The 17,057-nt window shown below is 62.1% G+C and carries 19 protein-coding genes; 8 read left to right on the plus strand and 11 right to left on the minus strand.

Translation table 11 applies throughout. From position 1 onward, the window contains the following. Positions 1 to 59 precede the first annotated feature (59 nt). From AADW23_RS18240 to ftsY, 3 genes are read right to left on the minus strand one after another with little or no spacing between them, the layout of a single operon-like run. Positions 60 to 962: an EamA family transporter gene (locus AADW23_RS18240; protein WP_341862368.1), complete on the minus strand. Its 903-nt coding sequence runs from the start codon at positions 960 to 962 to the stop codon at positions 60 to 62. Beyond that, the gene (locus AADW23_RS18245; RefSeq protein WP_341862369.1) at positions 963 to 1,874 is read right to left on the minus strand and encodes a hypothetical protein; all 912 of its coding nucleotides are present in this window, start codon (positions 1,872 to 1,874) and stop codon (positions 963 to 965) included. 40 nt (positions 1,875 to 1,914) lie between these two features. Beyond that, positions 1,915 to 3,096 (minus strand): signal recognition particle-docking protein FtsY, encoded by a 1,182-nt coding sequence (ftsY, locus tag AADW23_RS18250; protein WP_341862370.1) that lies wholly within the window; start codon positions 3,094 to 3,096, stop codon positions 1,915 to 1,917. A 141-nt stretch (positions 3,097 to 3,237) separates the two neighbouring features. Between ftsY and AADW23_RS18255 the strand changes: the two genes are divergently transcribed. Beyond that, positions 3,238 to 4,452, plus strand: a complete 1,215-nt coding sequence (locus AADW23_RS18255; protein WP_341862371.1) for an alkane 1-monooxygenase — start codon at positions 3,238 to 3,240, stop codon at positions 4,450 to 4,452. An 86-nt stretch (positions 4,453 to 4,538) separates the two neighbouring features. On the opposite strand, the gene AADW23_RS18260 is transcribed toward AADW23_RS18255, so the two are convergent. The 6 genes from AADW23_RS18260 to AADW23_RS18285 form a co-directional block, all read right to left on the minus strand. Continuing rightward, the gene (locus tag AADW23_RS18260) at positions 4,539 to 5,384 is read right to left on the minus strand and encodes an ATP-binding protein (RefSeq protein ID WP_341864359.1); all 846 of its coding nucleotides are present in this window, start codon (positions 5,382 to 5,384) and stop codon (positions 4,539 to 4,541) included. Positions 5,385 to 5,405: 21 nt separating this feature from the next. Next, a complete protein-coding gene (gene tatC, locus AADW23_RS18265) occupies positions 5,406 to 6,326 on the minus strand; it encodes a twin-arginine translocase subunit TatC (RefSeq protein ID WP_341862372.1) in 921 nt (306 codons plus the stop codon). Further along, entirely contained in the window at positions 6,323 to 6,847 is a 525-nt protein-coding gene (gene tatB / locus AADW23_RS18270) for a Sec-independent protein translocase protein TatB (protein ID WP_341862373.1), read from the minus strand. The genes tatC and tatB overlap by 4 nt, the downstream gene beginning before the upstream one ends. A gap of 34 nt (positions 6,848 to 6,881) precedes the next feature. Then, complete coding sequence (locus AADW23_RS18275; protein WP_341862374.1) at positions 6,882 to 7,115, minus strand: twin-arginine translocase TatA/TatE family subunit; 234 nt, start codon at positions 7,113 to 7,115, stop codon at positions 6,882 to 6,884. A gap of 121 nt (positions 7,116 to 7,236) precedes the next feature. Beyond that, a complete protein-coding gene (locus AADW23_RS18280) occupies positions 7,237 to 8,352 on the minus strand; it encodes an ABC transporter ATP-binding protein (RefSeq protein WP_341862375.1) in 1,116 nt (371 codons plus the stop codon). Between the two features lie 79 nt (positions 8,353 to 8,431). After that, positions 8,432 to 9,211, minus strand: coding sequence for an SDR family oxidoreductase (locus AADW23_RS18285; protein WP_341862376.1), 780 nt, complete (start codon positions 9,209 to 9,211; stop codon positions 8,432 to 8,434). Positions 9,212 to 9,332: 121 nt separating this feature from the next. Here AADW23_RS18285 and AADW23_RS18290 point away from each other — a divergent pair, with 121 nt between their 5' ends. Further along, on the plus strand, positions 9,333 to 10,331 hold the full coding sequence (locus AADW23_RS18290) for a Hint domain-containing protein (protein ID WP_341862377.1): 999 nt from the start codon (positions 9,333 to 9,335) through the stop codon (positions 10,329 to 10,331). Positions 10,332 to 10,334: 3 nt separating this feature from the next. Here the strand turns inward: AADW23_RS18290 and AADW23_RS18295 are convergent, their stop codons facing one another. Further along, on the minus strand, positions 10,335 to 10,703 hold the full coding sequence (locus AADW23_RS18295; protein ID WP_341862378.1) for a nuclear transport factor 2 family protein: 369 nt from the start codon (positions 10,701 to 10,703) through the stop codon (positions 10,335 to 10,337). A gap of 195 nt (positions 10,704 to 10,898) precedes the next feature. Between AADW23_RS18295 and AADW23_RS18300 the strand changes: the two genes are divergently transcribed. Genes AADW23_RS18300 through AADW23_RS18310 form a run of 3 tightly spaced genes read left to right on the plus strand, consistent with a single transcriptional unit; the run spans position 10,899 to position 13,271 of the window. Then, a complete protein-coding gene (locus AADW23_RS18300; RefSeq protein ID WP_341862379.1) occupies positions 10,899 to 11,207 on the plus strand; it encodes a hypothetical protein in 309 nt (102 codons plus the stop codon). A 49-nt stretch (positions 11,208 to 11,256) separates the two neighbouring features. Beyond that, positions 11,257 to 12,867, plus strand: coding sequence for a peptide chain release factor 3 (locus AADW23_RS18305; RefSeq protein ID WP_341862380.1), 1,611 nt, complete (start codon positions 11,257 to 11,259; stop codon positions 12,865 to 12,867). After that, complete coding sequence (locus AADW23_RS18310; protein ID WP_341862381.1) at positions 12,864 to 13,271, plus strand: hypothetical protein; 408 nt, start codon at positions 12,864 to 12,866, stop codon at positions 13,269 to 13,271. Before AADW23_RS18305 ends, AADW23_RS18310 begins: the two co-directional genes overlap by 4 nt. Positions 13,272 to 13,316: 45 nt before the next feature. On the opposite strand, the gene AADW23_RS18315 is transcribed toward AADW23_RS18310, so the two are convergent. Further along, positions 13,317 to 13,595: a hypothetical protein gene (locus AADW23_RS18315; protein ID WP_341862382.1), complete on the minus strand. Its 279-nt coding sequence runs from the start codon at positions 13,593 to 13,595 to the stop codon at positions 13,317 to 13,319. Between the two features lie 137 nt (positions 13,596 to 13,732). Between AADW23_RS18315 and AADW23_RS18320 the strand changes: the two genes are divergently transcribed. The 3 genes from AADW23_RS18320 to AADW23_RS18330 all read left to right on the plus strand — a co-directional run bounded on the left by AADW23_RS18320 (position 13,733) and on the right by AADW23_RS18330 (position 16,972). Beyond that, entirely contained in the window at positions 13,733 to 14,341 is a 609-nt protein-coding gene (locus AADW23_RS18320) for a hypothetical protein (protein WP_341862383.1), read from the plus strand. A gap of 34 nt (positions 14,342 to 14,375) precedes the next feature. Beyond that, complete coding sequence (locus AADW23_RS18325; protein ID WP_341862384.1) at positions 14,376 to 14,834, plus strand: hypothetical protein; 459 nt, start codon at positions 14,376 to 14,378, stop codon at positions 14,832 to 14,834. 176 nt (positions 14,835 to 15,010) lie between these two features. Next, entirely contained in the window at positions 15,011 to 16,972 is a 1,962-nt protein-coding gene (locus AADW23_RS18330) for a DEAD/DEAH box helicase (protein ID WP_341862385.1), read from the plus strand. The last annotated feature ends 85 nt before the right edge of the window (positions 16,973 to 17,057 follow it).

Below are 17,057 nucleotides of genomic sequence, written 5' to 3' on the forward strand. Positions count from 1 at the left end.
GGTGTTCGGTCGGTTTCGGGATACTTAAGACCTTTCGGCGCGACATACGAGAGGCGGCATCACCCTGCGACCTCCACTATCACTGCCCCAGCCGCGATCAAAGCCATCAACCCCGCGCGGATGGGGCCGACGGGTTCGCGCAGAAACAGCCAGCCGATGAGCGCTGCGAAGACGGTGGAGGTCTCGCGCAGCACGGCGGCCTCGCCCACCTGGTCAAGGCGCGTGGCCAACATGACAGATCCGAAAGAGGCGAAGGCAACCAGCCCGCCGATGATGCCGCGCAGCGCCAGCGGGCCAAGGGCGGGGCGGTCGGCCAGGCGCAGATAGAAGCGGGCTGCGAGAACCGGGAACAACAGCCCGTCGATGAAGAAAAACCACGCAAGAAAGGTGAAAGGGTCGGCCGTGGCGCGGATGCCGTAGGCGTCGTAGGTGGTGTAAATCGCCACGAAAAGCCCGGTGAGAACAGCAAAGAGCAGCCCGTTTATCAGGGTGTCACGGGCGATGGTGACGCGCGCCATGTTGTAGGCGGCAAGCCCGTAGAGCCCCAGAAGCAGCACCGCCACGCCGAGCCATTGGAGAAGGTTGAAGGTCTCTCCGAAGATCAGCCACGCGCCAATAACGGTGAACAGTGGCCCCGTGCCGCGCATGACCGGGTAGACGACGGTAAATGCACCACGCCGAAACGCGCCCAGAACGGCCAGTTTGTAGCACCCGTGGATCACGAATGCGCCCGCGAAGATCGGCCACATATGCGGCTCGGGCCAAGGCACGACGAAAAACGCAATCGGGGCGGCCATCAGCCCGTAGCTTGCGTCAATCGCGCCACGGGCCAAAAGCGGCTCATGGCGGCCCTTTTGCAGGGCGCCGAAGACCGCATGTAGCACCGCCGCCAAAAGCGCGAGGGTCAGCGCCGCCTGCGCCCCCGCCTCTGTGCCTTCGATGGAGGTGATCCAATGGCTCATCTATTGGCGCGGTGTCCAAATGGCTTGCAAGGAGGTGCCGGATGGAAGCGCCACGTCGAACGGGATGCCCGTGCGCAGGTTAAAGAGCGCTGCGTTCAGGTTGAAATGCTCGGGGCTGGTCAGGTTCAGGCGGAGCCGCCCCCGGGGGGACGGTAACGACAGCGTAAAAGCGTTGATTGCCGTGGCCGAGGCCGTGGACAAGAAACCGCGCGGCGCGCTGTGGGTCAGGGATTGCACGCCCGCCGCGGCCATCGCGAAGGTGAAGGGCGAGGCGTCGATGCCGTTGGCCTGCATCGGGGCCACAACGGCGCGTTCAAACAGACCGTTAAACAGCAGATCGACGGCCAGAGTATGGTGCCCGAGGTCTGCAAGCGGGGTGTTGTAGGGAGTCCAGCCCGGCGCATGGCCACGCAGCACAAGGGTGGCGGTGCTGCCATCGTGCAGCTCTACCCGAAGCCCATCGACGTCCAACCTGTTGGTCTCTGGATGCCACCGCCATTGCAGGTCGATCCGCGCCGGCGTCTGGGGCCCGGCAAGGTCGCTGATCCATGTCAGCTCGGGGGCCGGTTGCCCTATCAGCATGGCTCCGTCGAGGCGCAACCCAAGCTCGGTCGGCAGAACCACCTCTCCGCGCACCCAGCTGAGGAGGTTTTGGCCGGTGTAGGCCAACCGCTCCACCCGGAACGACAGGCCAAGTTCACCCACATAGACGTCAAGGTCCGTGGACACGCAGCCGTTGGGCAATGCCGTCGCTCGCGAGGTCGGGCTTTGGGTGACTTCGATGTCGAAGTGAGCATCGAGAAGCGTGAAGGCCTGCTCTTCGATGGTGCCACAATTCGACGGGCTCAGCGCCTGCGCGGGCAAGGCCGACAGACCAAATAACAGGGCAAGACACAGGGATTTTAGGCGCATTTGGTCTACTCAGGCTTATCCACAGGGGTGTGGGTATATGTCACGAACGGTCAAGACCAACCAGGGCATCTGCAAATTCCTCGGGGTCAAAAGGTTGCAAATCTTCAATCTGTTCCCCCACCCCAATGGCGTGGATCGGAAGGCCGAACTTATCGGCCAGCGCTACCAACACACCGCCTTTCGCAGTGCCGTCCAGCTTGGTCATCACAAGGCCCGAGACATCCGCCATCTGCCCGAACAGCTCCACCTGACGCAGGGCGTTCTGCCCCGTCGTGGCATCCAGAACCAGCAGCGTGTTGTGCGGCGCGTCGGGGTCTTTCTTGCGGATCACCCGGACGATCTTTGCCAGTTCCTCCATCAGGTCAGCGCGGTTTTGCAACCTACCTGCCGTGTCGATCATCAACAGATCCGCACCCTCGGCTTCGGCCTTGACCATCGCGTCATAGGCCAGCGCGGCGGGGTCAGACCCCTCCGGCGCGGTCAGCACGGGCACGCCCGCCCGGTCGCCCCACACCTGCAATTGCTCCACCGCCGCAGCGCGGAACGTGTCGCCCGCCGCGATCACCACTTTCTTGCCCGCCGCGCGGAACTGGCTGGATAGCTTGCCAATCGTCGTCGTCTTGCCCGAGCCATTGACCCCAACCACCAGCACGACCTGAGGCGTTTTGGGATAGATCGGCAAAGGGCGCGCCACAGGCTCCATCACGCCTGCAATCTCCGCGGCCAGAAGCGTCTTGATCTCGGTCGCGGACATCAGTTTGCCATAACGGCCCTCAGCCATGTTCGCCGTGACACGCAAAGCGATATCCACCCCCATGTCCGAGGCGATAAGCAGCTCTTCCAACTGCTCCAACATCTCGTCGTCCAGCGCCCGTTTGGGCTCGGCCGAGCGCCCCATCAGACGCCCCAAGATGCCGGGCCTGGAGGGAGCAAGCTCAGGCTCAGGTGCCGCGATCGGCGTAGGTTCAGGTTCCGCCTCTGGAACCGGGGCCGCCCCGACAGCAATCTCCGGCTGCGGCTCCGGGGTCTCTGCCGAGGACGGCTCCGGCGTCGCCTCAGCTGCCGCCTCTTCCGATGCAACTTTGGCCTCAGCCTCTGGCACCTCGACCTCAGGCACGACCTCCGCCGTGTCAGCACCCTCTTCAATGATCGCATCCAGCCCTTCGTCCAACTTTGACGAGGACTTGAACATGCGATCCTTCATTTTACGGAAAAATGACATGAGCACCCTATGTTTAGCCTATACAACCCACCTAATACCCAAAGCCGCGGTTGGAAAGGCCAAGGCGCTGCGCCATTCTTTCGCCAGATTGCTTTGTTACCCGCTGCGAAACGCATTTTCGACTGAAGGAACCGCCCCAAGATGCCTGTCATCGCCCGCTATGCCGCGATCACATTGCCCCCGATGTTCCTGCTTCTTCTGGCAGGCACCGCTTGGGGTGGGTTTGCCTGGGTCGCGCTTCTTTGGCTTACCATCGTCACCGCCGTGGCCGACCGCCTTATGGCCCCGCCCGAGGCGCCCCCCGCCGAAGAAGAAACCATACCGTGGTCCGACACGCTGTCGGTGGGGCTCGCGTTCGGCCACCTGCTGATCCTGATCTCCACCGCCTCTGCGATAACTTCCGGCGATCTGAGCTTTGGCCAATCCGTCGCGCTGTTCCTCGCCACGGCGTCTTTCTTTGGTCAAGTCAGCCACCCCAATGCCCACGAGTTGATCCACCGCACGCCTCTTGCCCTGCGTGCCCTGGGGGCGGCGGTCTACACCAGCGTGGGCTTCGGGCACCACGTCTCGGCGCACCGGTTGGTCCATCACCGCCATGTCGGCACCGATGCCGACCCAAACACGCCCCTTCCGGGCGAAAGCTTCTGGGCCTACCTCCCCCGCGCTTGGCGGGGCTCCTTCGAGGCTGGCGCGGAATGCGAAGTAGACCGGCTCGACCGCAAAGGCCGGAGCCCAAATCACATAACCAATCCATACTGGCTCTGGCTCGGCGGCGCGATCTTGTCTCTCATTCTGGTTACCTTCGCTGCGGGCCTTGGTGGGATACCCATCTTCCTTGGCCTCGCGGGTCTGACAGGGGCGCAAATCCTGATGTCTGACTACGTGCAGCACTACGGCCTGCAACGGCTACTGCTGCCCAATGGCCGCTTTGAGCCCGTCGCCGCCCACCACAGCTGGAACGCGCCAAAAGGCTTCTCCAGCTACCTGATGATGAACGCCCCAGCCCATTCCGAGCATCACATGCACCCAGACCGACCCTATGAGCGTCTGAACCCCGAAGCCAAGGTCCCCACGCTCCCCCTTTCCATGCCGGTCATGGCCAGCATCGCCCTGATCCCCAGCCTATGGGCCCGGATGATGGACCGCCGCGCGCTCAAGGTCATGGAAGCAGCCCAGGCGACCCACGCAGATGCTGCCACCCAACCCGCGCCACGCCGAGTAGATGTGCCACAGCCCCCCGCGGCCACACCCGCCCCAGAAACCACACCGCCACCCGAGCAACCGCCCGCCCCCCAGGACCACGACGATTCCGAAGACGCCACGCTGCTCAAGGCGATCCGCGCCGCCACTCAATAGCGGATGCTTCCTTCATCTTGGTAAATACACCTCCGGGGGTGTTGCGCATCCTCGGATGCGCAGAGGGGGCTGGCCCCCTGACAACGCTAGCCGTCTAAAACAACGCCGCGACGACCTGCTAAATCGGTGAAGAATTGCCACGCTACTCGGCCCGAACGGGATCCCCGGGTCGCTTGCCACTCAATCGCCTCCGCCCGCAATTCCGCGTCAGAAATCTTCACCCCATGGGCGTCGCAATAGCCCCGGATCATCGCCAGATAGGCGTCTTGATCGCAGCTATGGAACCCAAGCCACAGGCCGAACCGGTCGGACAAAGACACCTTCTCTTCCACCGCTTCAGCCGGGTTGATCCCCGATCCGCGCTCATTCTCAATCATCTCGCGGGGCATCAGGTGGCGGCGGTTTGACGTGGCATAGAACACCACATTGTCGGGCCGCCCCGTCACGCCCCCGTCCAGCACGGCCTTCAAGGACTTGTAGTGCTGGTCGTCGTGGCTGAACGACAGGTCATCGCAATACAGGATCACCCGCGCATCAACTCCGCGCAGCAGCGCCAGCAAGCGGCCCACGGAAGGCAGATCCTCCCGCTGGATCTCTACCAGCTTCAGCCCGGTCTCCTCTCTCGCAATCGCGCCGTGTACGGACTTCACGAGCGAGGATTTCCCCATGCCCCGCGCCCCCCATAAGAGGGCGTTGTTGGCGGGCAATCCTCGGGCGAACTGGCGGGTATTGGCCATCAACGTATCCCGCGCCCGGTCGATGCCGTGTAGCAGCGCAAGATCTACGCGATTCACTTTGGACACCGGTTCCAACGCATCGGGGTCCGTTTGCCAAACAAAGGCCTCGGCCATGGAGAGGTCAGGCGTGGTCGCGGGTGGAGGGCGCAACCGTTCCAACGCATCGGCGATACGGGTCAGTGCCTTTTCAGGCAGATTGATCGAGTCCGACACGGGTTAAAGTTCCTCACCCTCGTCCAAGATGCCTTCGGCACGCAGCCGCTTGTTGCGCGCGTATTCAACCCACCGCACCAATTGGATCGAGATCTCGTACAATCCGTAAACCACCGTGAACAAAATCACCTGCGTAATCACGTCCGGTGGTGTGACCAAAGCGGCCAGCGTCAGAATGCCAACCACCGCCCATTTGCGCACATCGCCCAAGCCCTGCGCCGTCACAAGGCCCGCTTTCCCCATCAGGGTCAGCAAGACTGGCAGCTGGAAACACAGGCCGAAGGCAAAGATGAACTTCAAGGCCAAATCGAGGGATTCCTTGACCGACCCCAAGAAGATCGTCTGCAATTCGCCATCGCTGTCGGGGTTCTCGAACGTGCCATCGCCCGCGATCAGGTTCGCAAGGGCCGGGATGGCGTCGGAAAAGCCAATGAAGAAGTTCATGGCCAGCGGCGTCACCACGTAATGGGCGAAAGACGCGCCGATAATGAACAAGACGGGCGAGGCCACGAGGAACGGCAGGACGGCATTCTTTTCGGCCTTGTACAGACCCGGCGCCACGAAGCGCCACAGCTGGTGTGCAATAACCGGGAACGACACCGCGAACCCCATGATGATCGAGATACGGATCAACACGAAGAATTTCTCTTGCGGCGCGGTAAAGATCAGCCTTGCGTCTTCGCCCCTGTCGCGCAGCACATCGGCCAGCGGTTGCGACACGAAATTCAGGATCGGTTCGGCGACCGTGAAGGTCAGGATGATCCCCACAACGAAGGCGAGAACGGACCGGATCAGACGGGTCCGCAGTTCCGCCAGATGCTCCACCAATGGGGCTGCGCCGCCGTCGAGTTCTTCTTCCTCAGACAATTCGCTTTCGATCTGCGCCGCTTTCTGGGCGCCCTCCTGTGCGTCACTCTGGGTCATGTACGCTGCTCTGCCTGTGGCTCTGGGGCCGCTTCTTGCGTTTCGGCTTCCGCTGCCGGGGCGGCGTCCGCTGCAGGGGCCGCTTCAGCGGGGGCTTCCTCGGGTTCTCCGCTCAACTCTGCGGCCTGCGCGGCCTTCTCAGCGCGAATTTGCCGGGCTTTGGCGGCCAATTCCTTGGCCTCTTTCTGCGCCGTGGCCTTCTTCTCCGCGATCACGCGGGTGGCCGAGCCTTCTTCGTATTTCGATGGGTCAATGTCATCCATGACATCGCCCATCATCTCTTTCGCCATCGCCTTGGGGTTGGTGAACTTGGTGGCAGCACGCAGATCGCGGTTCATCTCGGTCATGCCGGTGCCGTCCGCGGCCTCGTTCATCGCGTGGGTGAACTCTCGCGCCATGCCGCGCACACGCCCGACAATCTGCCCAAGTTTCTTGAACATTCCAGGTAGGTCCTTGGGGCCCACGACGATCAACGCCACGATCCCAATGACCAATAGTTCCATACCGCCAATGTCAGGCATACGCCGTTAACCCCTTAGCCAATTGATCTTATGATCAGGCGTTGTCGCGCTCTGCGCGTTCTTCTGGCGTCACGTCACGGGCCGTGGAAGCATCGGCGGTGGTCGACGAATCTTCGATCTCAGGGTCCGGCGATTTCACACCGTCCTTGAAAGCGGTGATGCCTTTGCCGACTTCGCCCATGAGGCCTGCAATCTTGCCGCGGCCAAACAGCACGAGCACGACGACTGCGATCAGGATAAGACCGGCTGGTCCAATGTTATTGAGCATGATGTTCTCCCTGTATCGGACGCATAGACGCCCGTGGATCTTGATATCTGGGTCATAGGTATGGTCTTGCAGCGCAGGATCAAAGCCCAAAATCGCATTTCGCGCCCCTTGAGCCCTGTTTCTACGCCGGAAGTTCTTTCGTTTCGCACCGGTCGGGGAACACAAAACAGCGATCCCGCCGGATTGTCAGCCACAAAGGTGTGCCGGGTTTGGGCAGGAAGACGGCTGGCACAGTGGCCTTCACGATGCCGCCGTCAAAGTCCATTTGGAACTCCACAAGGCTTTCGTGCCCCATGAACCGAGCGCGTTTGACGATGCCGCGGGCGGGCGTGCCATCCTGGGGCGTCGGATTGGGGCCGCGTCCGCCCCTGTCGAAGTCGATCTTCACGTGTTGGGGGCGGAACACGATATCCACGGGGGTGCCATTGGGCAGGCCGGGGGCAAGGAACTGTCCAAAGGCGGTATCGGTCAACGCCCCATGAACTTCGCCCCTTATCACGTTGATATCGCTAAAAAACGCCGCTGCATCCTTATCTACAGGCGTGTGGTAGATATTGTATGGCGCGCCGGTTTGCACGACTTTGCCATCGCGCATCAGCGCAATCTGGTCGGCCATGCGCATGGCCTCTTCCGGCTCATGGGTAACCAGCACAACGGCTGTGCCTTCCTCTTTAAGAAGCGCAAGCGTGTCGTCCCGGATGCCGTCGCGCAGCCGGTTATCGAGGCCCGAAAACGGCTCGTCCATCAGCATGATCCGGGGCCGAGGCGCAAGGGCCCGCGCCAGCGCCACACGCTGCTGTTCTCCGCCCGACAGCATATGGGGCGGCGTGTCGCCGTAGCCCTTCAGGTCGACCCGGTCGAGTAGTTCCGCCACCCGATCCGCCACCTCAGCTTTCGTGCCATGCAGGCCGAACGCGACGTTTTGCGCCACCGACAAGTGGGGAAACAGGGCGAAGTCCTGAAAGATAAGGCCAACGCCCCGTGCCTCTGGCGGCATATGAATGTCCACGTCGGACAGCACGTCGCCATCGGCGCTGATGACACCGGCACTTTGGCGCTCAATCCCCGCGATCAGGCGCAGAGTGGTGGATTTACCGCATCCCGAAGGGCCCAGCAGGCACAAGACCTCTCCTGCGCCCACGCTCAAAGTGACATCACGCACCACGTCCCGGCCATCGAAACGGCAAGAAACCCGATCAAGGTCGAGACGCGAAACAGGAGTGGCGACAGTTGGCACAGTGAAATTCCGATCATTTCAATCGGGTTCGGGACCTAACAGGTTCCTCCCCGCCCGCCAAGATGCACCGAAGGGGCGTCTAGATTGTGGCGTTGGTCGCGCCGCCGTCGCACAAAATGTTCTGGCCCACGATGAACCCTGCATGTTCCGAGCATAAGAACGCACACATCGCGCCGAACTCGGCCCGCGTCCCGTAACGGCGGACGGGAATCGTCTGCTCGCGCCGGGATTTGGCCTCGTCCACGGTGATTCCCTCTTTCTGGGCGACGCCTCCGTCCAGTTGGATTGCGCGGTCCGTGGCGTGGATGCCGGGCAGCATGTTGTTCACGTTCACGCCAAACGGGGCCACCTGCCGGGCGGTGCCCGCCACATATCCTGTCAGGCCGGTGCGGGCCGCGTTCGACAAGCCCAACGCCGGGATCGGTGCCTTGACCGACTGCGAGGTGATATTGACGACCCGTCCCCATCCCTTGTCGATCATCGCCGGCATCAAGGCTGTCATCAGCGCAATGGGGGCCAGCATGTTGGCATCGAGCGCCGCGATGAAATCGTCGCGGTTCCAGTCCGACCACATACCCGGAGGGGGGCCGCCCGCGTTGGTCACCAGGATATCAACGGTGCCTGCTGCGGCCAAAACCTCGGCCCGGCCCGCTTCGCTGGTCACATCGGCCGCAACGGTTGTAACCGACACGCCGTAGGTGTCGCGGATATCTTGCGCTGTGGCCTCCAGCGCTTCTGCACCTCGGGCATTCATTACCAGATCAACACCGGCTTCGGCCAAAGCCTCGGCACAACCGCGCCCCAAACCCTTCGATGACGCGCAGACCAACGCGCGGCGGCCTTTGATTCCCAAATCCATGAAAGTAACCTCCGGTTAAACAGTTGCGCCTTGCCTAGCAGCAGCCCCCCAGCGCCACCAGCCTTGACCGAACAGCCCCGCGCTTGTCTAAGCGAAGGACACTCTTCGAAGGACGTTCGCCTTGTCAGCTCACCCGCCCCTGTTTCGTTTCCAGACCTACTCCTCCCAAGCGCTGCGCGTCAGTTCCGGGGCGAATATGGGCGACGGCATCGGGCTGGAGGATGACGCGCTTCCCGGCGACATCTACCGCCTTGCATCGGGGTATCCCGCTGAAAAGCTGGCGATTTCAGATGCAGGCGAAGGGGGGCAGCCCTGTGTGGCCGATGGGTCCGCTGTGGGACAGCCCGGCGACGGGCTCGCGATTTCGGCTTGCCACATGCTGATGGGCCCCTCGGGCGAAGTGGTGGAGGTCCTGATCCTGACCCTGCATTCGGGCGATGCCGAGGAATTGCACATCCTACCGCTTTCCACGCTGAAACCCGATACCGAATATGAGCTTGTCGGCACCGAAGTCGCCTCTGCGCCCGAGCGTTTTGCCGATATCGCCAGCGTCAGCTTTTTGGCGGGCACTCACCTGACGCTGGCCAATGGCAAGCAAATCCCGGTGGAGCATCTGAGCGTCGGCGACGTGCTGCTGACGCGCGAAAACGGGCCGCAACCGGTGCGATGGATCGGCTTTCAGACCCGCCGCGCGGTGGGGGCGGCGGCGCCTGTACGTATTGCGGAAGGCACGCTGAACACCTCGCGCGATTTGCGTCTGTCACCGCAACACCGCCTGTTCATCTGGCAACGCCGCGATGAATTGGGCACGGGGCGGGCCGAGGTCATGGTGAAGGCGGAACTGCTGGTGAACGGCGATACCGTCGTGCGCGAAGAAGGTGGCCACGTGGATAGCTACCAGATTGTCTTTGATGGCCATGAAATCATCTACGCAGAAGGCATCGCCGTGGAATCTCTGCTTGTGACGGGCCAGACCCGCGCGCTTTTGCCGGAGGACATGGCCCTGACCGGATCGTCCGAAGCCGCCGCCAGCGCCGCCGCTATGGAGATCGGCGACGACGCGGGCGAAGATGTGGTGGAGCGCCTGTCGCGCGCGTCCAAAGGCCGAAGCGAGGGCTAAGGCCTACTCAGAAGCGAAGAACTCTTCACGGATGATCTTGCCATTCTCGACCGTGTAAATCGCGACTTCGTTCATTTTGGATCGTTCCCCACTGGCCTTGTGGGTGGCGTCGATCATGAAGGTAACGGCGAACTTGTCATCGCCGTGCAGATACGGGCCACTTACGTCACCACCGTGAACCTCGAAGTTTTCAGCCCACCAGGCGTGTTTGCCGCGGATACCGTCAACGCCCTTGGTCTCGCGCCCCATGCCTGAGAAATCCGCAGCCTCCACAGACACCGCGTCAGGATGATAATGGTCGTCCAAAAGTGCCGCTTCGCCTTGGGTGCGGCATGCTTCGACCAAGGTATTTGCTATCGTTTTAATATCCATCGGTTAACTCCCCCTAAATATGTTCCTGTAATGTTCGCACCATGCCACGAAACTCGCGTTTTGTCATCTGTCTCCACGGCGGGCACGTCGGCGGGGCTTTGCTGACTATTGCGGATATCCCCCCTGTCTTGGGCCGTCGCAGCCCTGCAAGCTGTGGGTGGGAAATGGGATCATCGACACCAAGGAGTATTACCGATGACCCGACTGATGAAACTGACCTGCGCAGCGCTTGTGCTGCTGACGCCCATGACCGCGTCTGCCCAGTACGTGCCAGTGCAGAACTATGAGTTTCGCCCCAACATTCGCGTGCAAGAGCCGCCGCGTTTGATCGAGATGGAAGTCCCCTCTCCCGCGCCCGGCCTGCGTGCGGCATCTGCGGCCGGCGCAACTGCCGGAGATAACTCCGACTTCTGCGGCAACGGCGAAATGTTCTATTGGTACGAAGAAGATGCCGACGGAAACGAGATCGACGGCACACGCCAATATGGCTGTGATTACGATTGACGCATGATGGCGATTGTCCCTGCCGCCCGCGCCCAATATATGCGGGGGCATGTTGGACAATCGCCCCACCCTGCCCCCGGAAATCGCACGTCGCCGCACGTTCGCGATCATCTCGCACCCTGACGCCGGTAAAACGACGCTGACCGAGAAGTTCCTTCTCTATGGGGGCGCGATCCAGATGGCCGGCCAAGTCCGTGCCAAAGGCGAGGCGCGGCGCACGCGCTCGGACTTCATGCAGATGGAGAAGGACCGGGGCATCTCTGTCTCGGCTTCGGCCATGTCGTTCGACTTCCAGACGCCCGAGGTGAACTTCCGCTTCAATCTGGTGGATACGCCCGGCCACAGCGACTTCTCGGAAGATACCTACCGCACGCTGACCGCCGTGGACGCCGCGATCATGGTCATCGACGGCGCCAAGGGCGTGGAGAGCCAGACGCAGAAGCTGTTCGAGGTCTGCCGTATGCGCGACCTGCCGATCCTGACCTTCTGTAACAAGATGGACCGCGAAAGCCGCGACACGTTCGAGATCATTGACGAAATTCAGGAAAACCTTGCCATCGACGTGACGCCTGCTTCGTGGCCGATCGGCGTGGGGCGCGATTTTCTTGGCTGTTATGACCTGCTGCACGACCGTCTGGAACTGATGGACCGGGCGGACCGCAACAAGGTGGCGGAATCCGTGAAACTTCAAGGTCTGGACGATCCGGCGCTGGCCGATCACGTGCCCGCCGAGTTGCTGGAGAAGCTGCGCGAAGAGGTCGAGATGGCGCGCGAATTGCTGCCTGCGATGGACATCGCCGCGTTCCAGGAGGGCTCGCTGACGCCGATCTGGTTCGGCTCTGCAATGAACTCGTTCGGGGTGAAGGAACTGATGGACGGCATCGCCGAATACGGCCCCGAGCCGCAGGTGCAGAACGCCGACCCGCGCCAGGTCTCGCCGGATGAGAAGAAGGTCACGGGCTTCGTCTTCAAGGTGCAGGCCAACATGGACCCCAAGCACCGGGACCGGGTGGCCTTCGTGCGTATGGTGTCGGGGCATTTCAACCGCGGCATGAAGCTGACCCATGTGCGGTCTAAAAAGCCGATGTCGATCAGCAACCCGGTGATGTTCCTGGCGTCAGACCGGGAACTGGCGGAAGAGGCCTGGGCCGGCGATATCATCGGCATCCCCAACCACGGCCAGTTGCGCATCGGTGACGCCCTGACCGAGGGCGAGGCTTTGCGGTTTACCGGCATCCCCAGCTTCGCGCCGGAACTGCTGCAATCGTGCCGCGCGGGCGATCCGCTGAAGGCCAAGCATCTGGACAAGGCGTTGATGCAGTTCGCCGAAGAAGGTGCCGCGAAGGTGTTCAAGCCCACGTTCGGCTCGGGCTTCATCGTCGGCGTTGTGGGCGCGTTGCAGTTTGAGGTTCTGGCCAGCCGGATCGAGCTGGAATACGGCCTTCCCGTGCGGTTTGAGGCATCGCAATTCACCTCGGCCCGTTGGGTTCATGGCGACAAGGACGCGGTGGAGGCTTTCGCCGATGCCAACAAGCAGCACATCGCCACCGACAACGACGGCGACCCTGTCTATCTGACGCGGCTGCAGTGGGATATTGACCGCGTGGCCCGCGACTACCCCGACGTGACGCTGTCAGCGACAAAAGAGCTGATGGTGTGATCCGCTGGTTTCGCAAGCGGCCCGTCATCCACCACGGGCCGCCCGTGGGCCGCGACCGGGCAAGCCGCGTGTGCGATCACCTGGATCAGGAATTTGCCGGATCGGACCGATCAGACACCGCCTTCGCCGGTCTGATCAATTACCACCGCGATTACTGTGGGCATGGCGTGTTTCGGGATCACAGAGGCTACTTCGTGGCCCTGTCCACGGACGGCTATCCCACGACGGCACTGCACCTTTGCGAGGACCGGGAGGCGTTCGTGGCGTGGCTGTCCGAACGCACGGATGAAGAAATGTCCGGAGAAGCTGGCGGCTTGTTTGGAAGCCGCGCCGCTGGTCCGATTGGCAATCAGCGCCTGTCACGAGGCCGGATCGACCATTTGCTGGCAGTCGCAAAAAGCTGATTCCCCCCAAAAAATTCCAGATGGTGCAGAGGCGGGGCAGTTGGTTCAGTCGCGCGCGGTCCGGTTGGCGCGGTCCAGGAATTCCTTCGGCACGATCGGAGGCGGCAATGTGATGCCTTTTCCAGATCGTTGGCGGGCGCTGTGGCGGGCCCGCTCATCGGCGTTGCCCGACCACACAAGGTAGGCCGCACAGGCCGCCAGCAGGATCAAGCCTGCGGTCATGGGGTCAATATTTGCCAAATAGGTCGGCACCTCGGAAATTGAGGTCGGAAATCGGGAACTGCCGTAGGCGTGGCCACTCAAATCACTTAGTCTCTGTGTCACTGGTTATACTTTCTGCTCGGTTTACACATTTCTCGTTTTGCTCATCCAAGGACAATCGCGGCGTACTGTGATTATTGCTCGCCGAAATGCGTCAATCTCTGGGGAATGTGCCGAGCTTTGACAGAATTGAGACGCAATTGACCCATCGCAATCGTGTCCTTCCCGACGGGCGCATCGTCGCCCATCCTGCCCGCGGCACGTTTACCGGCAATCGCGGCATCCTGGTGGACCGCGCTGGCCGCATGACAAACCGTCAATGGGCCGGGAAAGCGTGGATTACCTGTGTGTTGGACTTCCGCGGCCGCCGCCGCCCGATTGCGCAGCCCGGCACATGGACGGAGCTGTTTTTCCTGGATGAGGCTGTCGCCCTCGCTGCCGGCCACCGACCCTGCGCCTATTGTCGGCGGACCGATTACACGGCGTTTCGGGATCGTTTCCCCGGGGCCCCGAAGGCAGTGGAAATCGACGCGGTGATGCATGGAGAGCGTCTGACAGACCGCGAAAAGCGCCTGCATCCGGTGGAGATGGATACCCTTCCGGACGGGGCATTCGTAAACCATCTTGGGGCCGCTCATTTGGTGCAAGGCGACCGCCTGGTGCCTTACAATCCGCAAGGCTACGGCCATGCCATCCCACGCCCCTCAGACGCGACCATGGCGCTGACCCCGCCAAGCACGCTGGCGGTTCTGTCCGAAGGATACACGCCCGATCTTCACGTCTCCGCTGCACCGGAGCCGGTTTCTTAAACCTCCCTTAACCAGAAGCCTCTAGTTTGAGGGGATGTGGCGCCTAACCCTCTTTTTTGCTTTGTTCACGGCAGCTTGTGCGCCGCAATCTGGTGGTCTTGTGGCCTCGGACACGGGGCTGTCGGGGCACTTTTCCAATCAAGTCGTGATCTCGAACCATATGCACCACGTGCTTCTTGGCCATGTCATCGTGGCCGAGCGCGACGGTGAAGCCACCCGCGCCTTGGTTGTGACGCAACGGCGCGACGGCGTTCATAACCTTCGGTTTCAAGAGGCGTGGAGCGGTGGGGTAGAACTCCCCTTCCGGCGCGCTGGGGGAACGGATGGCTGTAGCCACGGCCACTGCCGAAACGCCCACGTCGGCTTTATTTTCCTGTCAGCCTCGCTGTTTGTCCACGCTCAAGACCACGGGCTGCACGCGCGGCTGATTTCCGGCACCGACAACGTGTCGATCTTCGCCCCTCCAGCGCTTTTCCACCGGCCCCAGCCGTGACACATCGGCACCGCTAAGTTCCCGCACCAGCGGGCATAGTTTGACGACTCTGTGGGAATGCAATAATGCGTTGCCTGTCCGCGATCCGCGCGGACAAGTCTCGCGGAGCGCGCTGGCAAATTTTGCGCTCCATCACCCCGCCGAACGGCACTACGCCTCGGCAAGATTGGACGCCCATGACGACTTTCGCTGATCTCGATCTCAATACCAAAGTACAAAAAGCCATTGCGGAGGCGGGATACGAATCCCCCACCCCCATCCAGGCCGGCGCGATTCCGCCCGCGCTGTTGGGGCGCGACGTTCTGGGAATCGCCCAGACTGGCACTGGCAAAACAGCGTCTTTCACGCTGCCGATGATTACCATGCTGGCCCGTGGCCGCGCCCGTGCGCGTATGCCCCGGTCCTTGGTTCTTTGCCCCACCCGCGAACTCGCGGCTCAGGTGGCCGAAAACTTCGACATTTACGCCAAGCACGTGAAGCTGACCAAAGCGCTGCTGATTGGTGGCGTGTCATTCAAGGAACAAGAGGCCGCCATCGACAAAGGCGTAGATGTTCTGATCGCCACGCCCGGTCGCCTTCTGGACCATTTTGAACGCGGCAAACTGATTCTCAACGACGTGAAGGTCATGGTCGTTGATGAGGCGGACCGGATGCTCGACATGGGGTTCATTCCCGATATCGAAAAGATCTTCGGCCTTGTCCCCTTCACCCGTCAGACGCTGTTTTTCTCGGCCACCATGGCGCCTGAGATTGAGCGGATCACCAACACGTTCCTGTCCAACCCCGAAAAGGTCGAGGTTGAGCGTCAATCAACGACTTCCGACACGATCGAGCAGCGGTTGATCGAATTCAAAGCCCCACGCCGCGATGCGCAGGCCAAGATGAAGCGCGACATGCTGCGTGCTGCGATCACTGCCGAGGGCGAAGCGTTCCGCAACGCGATCATCTTCTGCAACCGTAAGGTGGATGTGGATATCGTTGCCAAGTCCCTGAAAAAGCACGGCCTCAACGCCGAGCCGATCCACGGGGATCTGGACCAAGCTCATAGAATGCGGACCCTTGCGGGCTTCCGCGACGGGACGATCACGTTCCTTGTCGCCTCCGATGTGGCGGCACGCGGGCTTGATATTCCAAACGTGAGCCACGTGTTCAACTACGACGTTCCAAGCCATGCCGAGGATTATGTGCACCGCATCGGCCGCACGGGGCGCGCCGGGAAAACTGGTGTTGCGATCACGCTTTGCGTGCCCTCGGATGAGAAATATCTCGGGGCGATTGAAGGACTGATCAAGCAACCTATCCCACGCGCGGAACCTCCCATGGCCGTCAACGCGCCCGCCGCGCCAGCAGCCGCGACCGAGGACAAACCGCGCCGGACCCGGCGTCGTCGCACCGAAGAACCCAAGGCCGAGCAACCCAAAGCCGAAGAGCCAAAGGTGGAGGCAACGCCTGAGGCCGCGCCGGCGGCCAAGCCCGATCCGCAGCCGCAACCCCAACAGCAGCAGCCCCGCCGCGAGCGTGGCGACCGCGGTGGCCGGGGTCGTGGCCGTGACCGGAATGGTGATCGCGGTCCGCGCATCGTCGGCATGGGAGAATTCACCCCCGATTTCATCGGCCTGAGCTTTGATGAACGCCGTGGTGGTCCCGCCCGTGAAATGAACATGGAAGAGGATGAGGCCGCCGTTGTAGAAGCGCCTCAGGTCGAGGCAGAGCCCGAGGTCCAAGCCGAGGCTCCCACTGAAAAGCCCAAGCGCCGCCGCACACGCAAGCCGAAGGCCGAGCCGGAGGCGACAGCCGACGACGCGCCGAAGGCGGAGGAGGCGACTGCGGAGGCGCAAGCCGACGCAGCGCCGGAAGCGGAGGCGCAGGCCGAAGCAGCGCCGGAGGCGGAAGCCACACCTGAGGAAAAGCCCAAGCGTCGCCGTACCCGCAAGCCGAAGGCGGAAGCCACGCCAGAGGTGGAAGCAGCCCCTGCCGAAGCCGCGTCTGAGGGCGAAGCGGTAGAAGAGAAGCCCAAGCGCCGCCGTGCGCCACGCAAGAAGAAGGTTGCAGAGGAAACACCGACCGAGGCTACGGACGCCCCGGCATCGGAAGACACCCCTGCCCCAGCATCCGAAGGTACCCCGTCACCGGAGTAATCCTTCAAGCCGGGGCATCTCCCGCCCCAAAACACAAAAACGCCGCGCGGAGCATTCAGCCCCGCGCGGCGTTTTCGTTTCAGGC

It is taken from the genome of Gymnodinialimonas sp. 57CJ19, assembly GCF_038396845.1.
GTDB lineage: Bacteria > Pseudomonadota > Alphaproteobacteria > Rhodobacterales > Rhodobacteraceae > Gymnodinialimonas.